The organism is Dehalococcoidia bacterium (genome assembly GCA_003597995.1).
Lineage (GTDB): Bacteria > Chloroflexota > Dehalococcoidia > Dehalococcoidales > UBA1222 > SURF-27.
Genome location: QZJY01000046.1, coordinates 1 through 11,029, shown reverse-complemented (window position 1 = coordinate 11,029; position 11,029 = coordinate 1). Strand labels below are relative to the sequence as shown.

9 protein-coding genes and 1 tRNA gene are annotated in these 11,029 nt (G+C 53.8%); 7 read left to right on the top strand and 3 right to left on the bottom strand.

Annotation, left to right across the window (positions count from 1 at the left end):
* From amrB to C4542_06145, 4 genes are all read left to right on the top strand, one after another.
* Positions 1 to 579 (top strand): AmmeMemoRadiSam system protein B (amrB, locus tag C4542_06160; protein ID RJO61597.1); only part of this gene is annotated, 579 nt, incomplete at its 5' end.
* 131 nt (positions 580 to 710) lie between these two features.
* Positions 711 to 784, top strand: a tRNA-Gln gene (locus tag C4542_06155).
* A gap of 369 nt (positions 785 to 1,153) precedes the next feature.
* Positions 1,154 to 1,597 carry a prepilin-type N-terminal cleavage/methylation domain-containing protein gene (locus C4542_06150; GenBank protein ID RJO61596.1) on the top strand — a complete coding sequence of 148 codons (444 nt, stop codon included), beginning with the start codon at positions 1,154 to 1,156 and terminating at the stop codon, positions 1,595 to 1,597.
* A gap of 297 nt (positions 1,598 to 1,894) precedes the next feature.
* Complete coding sequence (locus C4542_06145; protein ID RJO61595.1) at positions 1,895 to 4,264, top strand: tetratricopeptide repeat protein; 2,370 nt, start codon at positions 1,895 to 1,897, stop codon at positions 4,262 to 4,264.
* Here C4542_06145 and C4542_06140 read toward each other — a convergent pair.
* A complete protein-coding gene (locus C4542_06140) occupies positions 4,207 to 6,375 on the bottom strand; it encodes a hypothetical protein (protein RJO61594.1) in 2,169 nt (722 codons plus the stop codon). The two genes, C4542_06145 and C4542_06140, sit on opposite strands and share 58 nt — an antisense overlap.
* 7 nt (positions 6,376 to 6,382) lie before the next feature.
* Positions 6,383 to 7,672: a hypothetical protein gene (locus tag C4542_06135; GenBank protein ID RJO61593.1), complete on the bottom strand. Its 1,290-nt coding sequence runs from the start codon at positions 7,670 to 7,672 to the stop codon at positions 6,383 to 6,385.
* Between the two features lie 3 nt (positions 7,673 to 7,675).
* Between C4542_06135 and C4542_06130 the strand changes: the two genes are divergently transcribed.
* The 3 genes from C4542_06130 (at position 7,676) to C4542_06120 (ending at position 10,046) form a co-directional block, all read left to right on the top strand.
* On the top strand, positions 7,676 to 7,891 hold the full coding sequence (locus tag C4542_06130; protein ID RJO61592.1) for a hypothetical protein: 216 nt from the start codon (positions 7,676 to 7,678) through the stop codon (positions 7,889 to 7,891).
* A 263-nt stretch (positions 7,892 to 8,154) separates the two neighbouring features.
* Positions 8,155 to 9,030, top strand: a complete 876-nt coding sequence (locus C4542_06125) for a glycosyltransferase family 2 protein (protein ID RJO61591.1) — start codon at positions 8,155 to 8,157, stop codon at positions 9,028 to 9,030.
* Between the two features lie 5 nt (positions 9,031 to 9,035).
* Positions 9,036 to 10,046 (top strand): SDR family oxidoreductase, encoded by a 1,011-nt coding sequence (locus C4542_06120; GenBank protein RJO61590.1) that lies wholly within the window; start codon positions 9,036 to 9,038, stop codon positions 10,044 to 10,046.
* 41 nt (positions 10,047 to 10,087) lie between these two features.
* Here the strand turns inward: C4542_06120 and C4542_06115 are convergent.
* Positions 10,088 to 11,029 (bottom strand): hypothetical protein (locus tag C4542_06115; GenBank protein ID RJO61589.1); only part of this gene is annotated, 942 nt, incomplete at its 5' end.

The following is an 11,029-nucleotide window of genomic DNA, read 5'->3' as shown; positions in this document are numbered from 1 at the left end:
GGTATCGGTGCCAACGCGGCAGTAATGGCTGACGGTTCGTGGGAGATGCCCTTCGGACCGGTGCCCATCGATCAGGAGCTTGCCGCTGCCGTCGTGCGCCACGCACCCGTAACGGTTGATGCGACCGCCCACCTCCGCGAGCATTCCCTGGAGGTGCAGGTTCCTTTTCTCCAGTACTTTCAGCCGAAGCTCACAATAGTGCCGATCCTGTTTTCCCATCTCTCATATGCCGCCTGCGCCACACTCGGCCGCGGGTTGGCGACAGCGGTAAAAAACAGCACTCGCGAAGTGCTGCTGGTGGCGAGCACGGACATGAGCCATTACGAGACAAGGGAAACCGCGCAGCGGCAAGATCGACTGGCTCTCGAACGGATAGCCGATCTCGACCCGGAAGGGCTGTACGAAACCGTTTCGCGCCACAATATTTCCATGTGCGGGGTTATCCCCACGGTGATAACGCTGATCGCCGCGCAAGGACTCGGCGCGGAGCAAGCAGCGCTGGTGCGCTACACCGATTCCGGCGCGGCAACGGGCGATACCAGCCAGGTGGTTGGGTATGCGGGATGGGTGGTGAGATAGCCTTCTTTTCACCAGCCCCACGCCGGCAAGAGGTGTTTCAAAAGACGCAGCTCGGTTGTGGGCGTCACATGCGCGACAATTTCTCTTGACATAGTCATTCAATTTTCCTTATTTTAGAGCCTCTCAAGCGCTGGGGGATCGTCTAACGGTAGGACAGCAGACTCTGACTCTGCTTATCGGGGTTCGAATCCCTGTCCCCCAGCCAATTTTTCTTCCGACCTTCCCTAGTGACAAATATTGTCACCCGCAAACTCCCCGACTGACAAAATTTGTCACCCGGCCACTCTTCTTTTTCACTCCCCCGGCAATTCCGCACCTACTCGGCGCCACGTTTGATACAACTTTAATCAGCTGAAAAATGCGCAATTAACATCCGTGCGCCGCTCCCTTTTGCTTCGGCCAATAAAAGTGGTACGCCGATTGCTAGTAACAGGACGACACACGATGAGCACTCGAAGAACCGGAGGAGAACGGAAGGAAAAGAGAAAAGATATTGCGGTCAGGTAAAAACCAAGGATTAAGAAAGAAGCAGTTTCTCATCACCAACCGAAGGAGGGTAAGTATGCGTAATTTGATGCGGAAGGAGAACGGCCAGAAAGGCTTCACCCTGATCGAGCTCATGATCGTCGTCGCCATCATTGGTATTCTGGCGGCGGTGGCCATTCCGGCCTACATGAACTACATTCAGAAATCCAGGGTGACGGCTCTCGTCTATCCGGGCCTGCACTCCATCCAGACCAACCTGGGTCTCTATTATGCAACCAACAATTCGATTCCATCTGTTGCCGCCACGTTAGCGACGATGATGGAGGATGCAGACACCACGCGCTTTAACGTTTCGGTCACCGCCAGCGATGTCCTAACAATTACAGTCGACAGCACTGCTGCTACCAGCCCACTTTATAAATTAGATAATTATGTTCTTACAGCCAGACCAAGGACTTCAGGCGGGAAAATAACCCGCTGGTCATTGGGCGGCTGTCTTGCCACCAAGCTTGGTCTGCAATCGGAAACTTGATACCCGTCTCTCGATTTGGGCCGTCTGTTGACTCGGAGCGAGCATTTACTGCTCGCTCCGATTTTTCTTTTGCTGGGACCTTAAGATTGCTCCACAACAAGTTAGAGTTCCATCCGGCATGCCTAGGTCGTTGAGGTCCTCCCTCCTGCTCAGCTCTGCCGGTTTCATCCCATAATGACGTCGGGTATCAAGCGTGGTAAGCTCTTGCGTGAACGGTGATGCCGTTATCGCGGGACGCAGGACCTGACTGGCTCCTCGGAAATTCCGCTTATCTCATTTCCATATCCGTGAGCTGTAATGCAAAGCAACATCTCCCCCGAATCTTGGCCAATCAAGCTCCTTTTCCCTCTATTTCTCATCCTCATCGGCGCGTCGTATTGTCACACATTGTATTCACCACTGACGCTCGATGATTTTGCCTCCTTCGTGGAAGTGCGCGAGGTCTATATCAACGAGGTCTCCCTGGAGGCACTCAGACAGATAGCTGAGAGCCGTTTCGGCTTAGCGCGGTTCCTCCCCATGCTTTCTTTTGCCATCGACCACCGCCTGAGCGGAGGGGGCATCGTCCAATTCCACATCACCAACATCGCCATCCACCTGCTCGCCACTTTGGCGCTCTATGCCTTTTTATCCGGCCTCATGCGCTTCGATGCCTGCCGTCTTGCGATCAGGATGATGTCGCCCGCCCACTTCTGCCTCTTTGTCGCCGTGCTTTGGGCAACGCATCCGGTTCAAACGAACGCGGTCACCTATATTGTACAAAGAATGGCCGCCATGATGACGATGTTCTACCTGGCAACACTTGCGTGTTACCTTTACGCTCGAGTGATCAAAATCGGTGCCAAAAGTGGCGTGCTGTATACCGCGGCTGGCATTTTTGCCATTGCTGCACTACTTTGCAAAGAAAACGCTGCCACACTGCCGCTGGCGATTCTACTTCTCGAGGCCATCTTCATCTCCCCTCAAATCGGCCTGAGGCTGCAGCGAGCAATCACCCGACGCCGCGCTCTCGTGACCGCCCTGCTCTTGTTGCTCCTGGCTCCGCTTGCCGCCGGATCACTTGAGCGCTACGTTATGGCCGGTTATGAGATCCGCCACTTTACGCTGCTGGAACGGATCCTGACCGAGCTGCGCGTCGTTGTTTCCTATCTGTCGCTTCTCGCTCTACCGCTTCCGAATCGACTCAACTTGGATCACGATTTTTCCCTTTCCAGCTCTCTCCTCTCACCGCCGACCACGCTCTTCTCATTGCTCTTTCTTTTGGCCATGCTGCTGACCGGCATTCGAACACGAAGACAAGAGCCCTTGGTAGCGTTCGCTATCTTCTGGTTTTTCCTACAGCTTATCATTGAATCATCAGTTGTACCGCTCGAGCTCGTTTTCGAGCATCGTCTTTATCTTCCCTCAATCGGCTTTGTTCTGGTGGTCGTCACCACCATCGACCGGGTATTCGCCTATTTAGGCCGGCACAATTTACAAAGGCCACACCAAGTGGCATTTCTTTGCCTGGTTATCCTGACCTGCGTCTTGTCCCTGCTCACCAGCGTGCGCAATTACACGTGGCGCGACCCACTATCCATTTATGGCGACAGCCTGCGCAAGTCACCGGTTAAGCCGAGAGCCATGGTAAATTATGGAACGGCGCTGATTCGGGCTGATCGCCTCGATGAAGCACTTCCGCTTATGGAACAGGCGATCGCACTCGGCCGGCCAGGCGAAGAGGAATACGTAAACGCAGCTAACAACATTCTTGCAGTACTCGTACGAGAAAAAGAGTATGCGCAATCGATTGAAAAAGGTGAGAGCTACTTGACCCACATGCCGCCGAACGTAAACGGATCCGGCTTTGCCAAGTTTATGTTCAACCTAGGCTACAGCTACTTCAACCTTGGCCGATATGAGGAAGCCCTCGGTGCTTATGTCCGTGGTCTGGCTCAGGAAAATGCCAGCGAGCAGCTCTTCCTCACTGCGATGCGCAGCACCTATGAGGCTGCCTTGTCCAAGGGAAGCAACGAGGAGCTTGAAGAGATCGATCGCGAAGTCGCAGTGCTGCTAAAAATGGCCGCGCTCATGATGCAGCTGAAGCATTATGACCATTGCCGGTCATTTCTTGACGAAGTCATTGCCGCTGACTCGGCAAACCAGAAAATGAGGACTATAGAGGAGCAGCTACAATCAGAACTGATTGCCAACGAAAACGCGACAAGGAGCGCAGACATCACCCAGGATGCAGACTATCAGCAGAACATCCGCTTCCGATGGACGATGAGAGCGGCAACATTTCTCCTTCGCCATTATGCGCCCCTCCGGCCGCTGGCGGGCAAACTCCTCACCTTTGCACAACAGATGGAGCCAGCTAATCCATTCGCGGCGGCCATGATAATCGAATACTTCCTAGCAAGGGACGACTCATCTGCCGCCATGGCAACTGCGGAACAAGCCATCAGGCAGCACGAGAGTTTCCCGCCACTTCTGGACCTAATCGGGAACGGTTATCTCGCCCGCGGTGACCACCAAAGAGCTGCAATCGTCTTTAGCCAACTCCTGGCCATTTATCCCGGCCATCCGCGATGGCGGGATTATGACACTGTGATTAGGAAAAACCTCTCTCAACTGCCGGCATCCGAAGATTCGCCGAACCTATCCCCCCCGACTTCCCAAAGCTGATAGTTCGGCGAGCGTAGGAGGATGGGACGAAAATATTCGGGCTCTACCGGCGCCCCCAGCCAAAAAAGGCGATTGAAAAGCCGCCCCCACGATTCCTTGCTCATAAGAAGAGCAAAACCAGGTTCTTCAAAAATATCCAAAATATATTCTCCCTTGGCATCGCCGCTCTGGACAGGTCGGTTGCCATATTCGTAGCGACGGATTCCCCCTGCTCCTCGTACCTGAGCTTGGCTCAGAGGTACAGTTTCGCGGCCGTCGAGCTGCAACTGTCCGCGTACAAGGTCGGCCTCCATGGTGCCGCTGCTATTGGAAAGGCTAAGGCCTTTTAATATAATACGGTTGAACAGCTTTGATGGCAGCGGGATATCGCCGCCTTGCTTTCGCCCATCCCAAGTTCCCAACGATTCGATCCAATAGCTCACTTGCATGGTTCCCCAGTCAAGGAAAAGATAGACCGGCCGAGTCGACGAGGGGAAAAAGTAACGCAGCCACTCTTCTAATGTCTTTTCGGCAGTAAGTAGCTCGGCTTCCCTCAAAATCGGCACCGCTTCTTGCGGGCCGGCAGCCAGTATCTCTTTGAGGAGGACCAGCCCCCTTGCCGGGTCATTACCTAGGGCAGCATAAATTTTACGTATTCCCGCTCCGCCGTGAGAGATATAGAACCGGATGAAATTCGCAGCCAAACGGGGATTCGAGGTGGCAAGCGGAATGGCATTATAGACTGACAGTTCGCCATCATGGGCCTGGCCGTCGCATATCGTGGCGCGGCCGCTCCGAAGCATGAGAGGATAGCCGTTGTCGCACCAGGTCCATATAGCAGCATCTTCAGCCGTCATTTCCCGCACTGCATCCATGCCGGCAATCGTGGCTGGCGGAAAGGGCGAGGCGAAGGAGGCCCCTCCCTGGTACGATGTCCATAAGATGTAGATAATCAGACTGGGGATAAGGATGTACTTCAGGCTGCGAAAAGAGATCAGATTGTATAACTCGGAGAGCATGAAGCCAAAACCGAGTGCGACAACAGGAGCCAAAAATATCATGAACCGTTCAGCAACAAAGGTTAAGCCTGCGAGGATCAAAGGCGCAATCAGCAGGAGTGTTTCTCGGGGCCGCTTGCGGGCGAGCAGCAGAAGGCCTGCTCCGCTAAAGACAAACGCGGCTAAACTACCGGTAGATCTAGCGATGATATCAGCCGCGGGCAAGTTATTCTGCTCGGAAATCACGCCCGCTATTGCCGGAAAAGCACCGCGGGCGGGCGCGACGAGGTACTCGTAAAAAGTATGAAATTGGCTGAGAAGCTTAGAAGGGAATTGAATTCCTTGCCAGAGAAAAACCAGGCCAAGAATAGCTAACGTCGCTAGCAGAAACTGTTTCGCTTCTCGGGCCGGCGGCCGATAGAAGAAAAGCAGCGCCACGGCGAGCGGCATGAAAAACAACGCTATTACAACCGATGGTGCTTGATCCCACCACCAAAGAAAGAAAAGGCAGACAACTCCGCCAAGCCCCAGAAAGCCATATCTCTTCTTTCCTTTCTCCCGGACAAAAAGGAGGAGACAGAAGGGGGCCATGAGCGTGAAAAAAGGGATGAGACAGTCGGTGTCGTACTCGCCCAAGGAGCTTTTGGCTACGAAGGAGTTCGAGGCCAAGCCCATGGCCACGGAGGCCAGCCCCATGATCCGGCCGGCTAACAACCTCCCTATACCATAAAGCGGAATCGCCAGCAGCACCCCCAACAATGATGGAAGAACAACAGCAACCCAGGACAACGAAAATGGCGTCAGCCGGACAATCGCAGCGGTCAAGACCGAAAGCAAAGGAGGCGGCCAGGGGCGAGTGGGGTTATCAGGAATGGTACGGAGCTCGTCGATCGGCTCATATCGCTGCTGGAGCAGATCTTGGGCAAAACGCAAATAGTGATACCCGTCGCCGTTGGCGATAAGCGGCTCCTGTCCGAGAAAAGCAGCTTCCGGATTGCTGCGCCAAGCTACTATGTCATCAAGACGAATAATGAGTCCCCAGAGAATCAATACCCCAAGCGCGACCGCTTCAAGGAGATGAAATAAACGAGGCTCTTTTTCAATAATGCTGTGCATGGCACCGACAGAATTCACGTTCCGTTCATTCGTTCGCTCTTTTTGCCTTTACTTCCTTAAGCCGTGCCCAGACCGAAACCACTGGTGCCCCGGCACCCTCATATAGCTTTGTTACGCGCAAGAGCGTGAGAGACCCCGCAAGCCGATCGTAAGGGTAAAATGGTGTGCCAATGGAGGGAGATGTGGCATTCATCAAATGGAAATATTCAATTTTTTCGTCAGCTACTCGTTTTCTTAGCTCATTATCATCTGCTGCAATTGGTGTACTTACGGCTACTTTTCCTGCGTAATAACCGACCAGGGAAGGCTTTATACTGAAAATTCTCGTTTCTGGGGACAGCAACCGCCCGGCCTCGCGAAGGTCTTCAACAAGGACCTTCATAGCTAAAGTATCACGAAAGGCCACCTGCGTGTCGGGCTGATACCAGGAAATGCATCTCCGAAATCTGGTGATCTCCGGAGGTGCGGCCAGATACCGCTGGGCCAGTTGGTTGAGCCCTGGAATGGCATTCACGAAAGAAAGAAATATGAGCGTCGCAACCACCTTAGCGCGAGGCTCAAACCTGGGGCCACTCATGCGGTCTTGGCACAAGCATAGCGCTTGTCCGATAAAGATGGGAATAATTACCGAAACGAACCGTTCAGACTCGGCGGGAAACGGCCACAGGAGCATTATAAGAAGATAGATCGCGATATAGTAGCCGTCCAATTTCCGGGCTCGAAATCGCGCGACTGCTCCCCAGAGACAAACCGAGCCTAGACCGATTACCAGCGGCAACCAGTACTCAAAATTAAAATACCAGCCGTAACCTATGGCGACCACCTGGCCCAGTAGAAAAGAAAAAAAATCGCCGGGAGAGCGCCCCCGGTAGTGACTGAGAAAAGCATCCAGGTACCCGGAGCCGCTCTCTGCCCTCAAGATTACAGACAATAATAATTGGAACACAATCGGCAGCACGGCTATTAATCCCGGCAGGAGGCTCTTCCTCACTCTGTTCATCAGAAGATAAAGGATGAAAGCAGTCACCAAGGAGAGGCCCATGCTCCGAGTAAGGCTGGCGGCGGCGATCATTGCCGCGACGGCAAACAAATAAATCGGTCGCTGCTGCCGCTCATAACACCCTATGCAATAGAGACTAAGCAGAGAAAAAAGTAAGAATAAACCCTCGCTCCAAATAGCCAGGGCATGCAGAAGAGTGGCCGGCAGAATGGCGTAGGCGAGCACTGCCATAGCGGCATAACTGCCCGGAACGCCCGTGCCGATCAGCCAAGCACGATAGCAAATAAGGGCCAGGAGGAGAAAAGTAGTCGTCATCAGGTGGGCAACGAGAACGCTTTCTCCGCCGCCCAAAAGCCCCAGAAGGAAGGGGTAAAGGGGTGGATATGGACAGTGAGCGGCAAAATAGCTTGCTGGGACGGAAACCGGTGCCCATGGAGAAAACTGCTGGGCCATGAGGAGGTAATAAGCACTGTCACCGGCCAGCTCGGCCAGCTCGTGGCTCCATGTCCAGAAGAAGTAGCCGCTGGCGAGTAAGGCCCACCCGGTTACATAGCCGGCTCTTTTCACGTCGTGCCCCCGAATCTCAGGTCAACAGCAGCGGTTTCCGTTTGACAACCATTCGATCACCAACTATTTTTTTAAAGTTGGTGTGAGCAGCAGCCGCCCTAACAGAAGACAATATCATGCTCGCCCAAGCAACTAATATACTGCACGCCAGCCGCTGATGCATGCTCTAGGATGAGCCCTCGCCAGCCCGTGAACAGCAGGGAGAAGCTTTACGGAATGGTAAAGACACAATGAAAAATATGGGGATCTCTGTGCTAATTACCGTTCTTTTGCCCGCCTACAACGAAGAAGCGAGCATCGGTGAGACGATCAAGTCTATCCGGCAGCTCTATCCCAACTTTGAGGTCCTGGTCGTCGATGACGGCTCGACAGACCAGACCATGCGGATCGCTGTCGAGGCGGGGGCCAATGTCTGGCCCCATCCGTACAATATCGGCAACGGTGCAGCCGTTAAAACCGGCCTTCGCTGTGCCTCCGGAGACTGGGTGGTGATGATGGATGCCGATGGCCAGCACAACCCCGCCGATATCGGCCGGCTCTTGGAGCACCGGGAACGCTATGATATGATAGTCGGAGCGCGCGGCCGCATCTCCCAGGCCAACCTGCACCGCAACATCGCCAACCGAATCTATAACGCTTTGGCTTCGTACGTTACCAAATTCAAAGTGGAAGACCTCACTTCCGGTTTTCGAGCGGTCAGGACTGAAACTGCCAGGAAATTCATTTACTTGCTCCCCAACACCTTTTCCTACCCTTCCACATTGACGCTCGCTTATCTCCGGAGCGGCAGAAGCATTAAATACGTGCCGATTAAAACGGGCACTCGGAAAGGGAAAAGCAAAATCAGTTTGCTGCGGGATGGAGTCCGCTTCTTTTTGATCATCACCAAGGTTGCCACCCTTTTTTCACCTTTCCGGGTATTCTTGCCCATCAGCTTTTTCTTTTTCCTCGCGGGGATCGGTTATTACGTTTTTACGTTCATCACCTCGCATCGTTTCACCAACATGTCCGCCGTGCTGCTGACCAGCTCGGTGATCATTTTCATGATGGGACTCATCTCCGAGCAAATTTCACAAATGCGTTACGAACGAACGGAAAGAGACTGAATAAAATGACCGCACGGGCTCTTATCACTGGTATTACCGGCATGGTCGGATCGCACCTCGCCGACTACTTGCTCGAGCATACTGACTGGGATATTTTCGGCATGTGCCGCTGGCGCAGTCCGCTTGACAATGTCGCCCATCTTCTGGAACGGGCTAACCGGCGGGATCGGCTTTATTTCATCGAAGGCGACCTGACCGATTACCTTTCCCTCCAGCAAGCGGTGGATAAAAGCCGCCCTGACTACGTCTTCCACTTGGCAGCCCAAAGCTATCCGAAAACCAGCTTTACTGCTCCGCTCCAGACGCTGGACACTAACATCCTTGGCACCGAGCGGCTTCTCGAGGCGCTCCGGCACTGCAAGGATGTTGATCCTGTCATTCATGTCTGCTCTTCCTCCGAAGTTTTCGGCCGGGTGCCGAAGGAAAATCTGCCCATTGATGAAGAATGCTCGTTCCATCCGGCTTCTCCCTATTCTATTTCCAAGATCGGCACCGACCTCATTGGCAGGTTCCATGCCGAGGCCTACGGCCAGAAAGTCATGGTCACCCGCATGTTCACCCATACCGGACCGCGGCGGGGTGATGTCTTTGCCGAATCGACATTTGCCAAGCAGATAGCCATGATCGAGCAGGGCTTGATTCCGCCGGTGGTGAAAACCGGCAATCTCGATTCGCTCAGAACCTGGTCTGACGTGCGTGATGCTGTGCGGGCCTATTACCTGCTGGTCACAGTGAATCCGATCCCGGGAGCTTATTACAATATCGGCGGCACCTTTTCCTGCACTGTAGGACGCATGCTCGACTTTCTTATTTCGATCTCGACGAAGAAGGAGATTGAGGTGCAAGTTGATCCGGAACGGATACGTCCCCTTGACGCTGATCTCCAAGTCCCTGACACGGGGAAATTCAGAGCCCACACCGGTTGGAAGCCGGAAATACCTTTCGAGAAAACAATACACGATCTTTTAGTGTACTGGCGCGAACGGATAACACGAGGATGCTACCTGACAAGGTAGCGTCACCTCACCTGCAACCTGCCGTCCTGCTCGCCACTGCTTCAGGAGCGGTCCCAATTGGCTTTCAGGACACAATTCTCGGCAAGCGCCTCATTCGCCAACCCCCAATCCTCCTCATTCAGAACATAACCCGCTTGGCCCCGAACAATTTTTTTACACAGCTCGTAGTACTCCCGCCGGGTCGGCTGCCGAATGCCGCGGACCTTGATGACTCGTGTGTCATAGAGCCACCTGGATATACCGCTCGCCCGGGCCAGCCGCACAAAAGAGGGTCCGAACAGATTAGCGGGAATGAATCTCCCCAGCCAGGCAGGGAAAGGTATAATGGACTGCAATATCCGGTTTCTGTAGGATGAGCCATGCTCGATCTTATAGATAGAGCAATCGAGCAGCACATCCTTGATCCCGGCCGCGTAAGCACAAAATTCCAGCAAGCCGTCGCAGTAAGATGAATTGATCTGCGCGCACTCCCTATAGCCCCGCAGTTTTTTCATGTTGTCCAATGAAAGAAGCTGGAAATCGCCATCGGAGTTGAGCCGTAGATCCGGGAGCCCGCCAACATAATATTTCATTTTGATCATCCTGGTCGTGACATGCTCCCGACAGAACTCCAATTTCTGCGCCACAGTCCAATGGTGGTATTCGAGAACCTCCGCTGCCACGTCACAGCGCGTACAGCGGTACTTGCTATTTGGCTCGAGCTGGCCGGCGGCTAGCAAGGCCAATACCTCTTCCGACCAGATTATATCGCTGGCTCGCAGCACGACGAACTGCCCCCTGGCCCGTCGAATCCCGCAGTTTACGGCCACCGAATTGTTAATGGGAGAGAGATGGGCATTCTCGTAGCGCTGGTGGATGCGAGGCGGGACCACCAAAACCCGAATGGTCAGATAACTCGATTCCTGCGGGAAGACAAGCGCCTTGTATAATGGGTCGCGGTCAGGCGGCGGATTCCATTCCACCAAAATGAGCTCGGTGGTTAT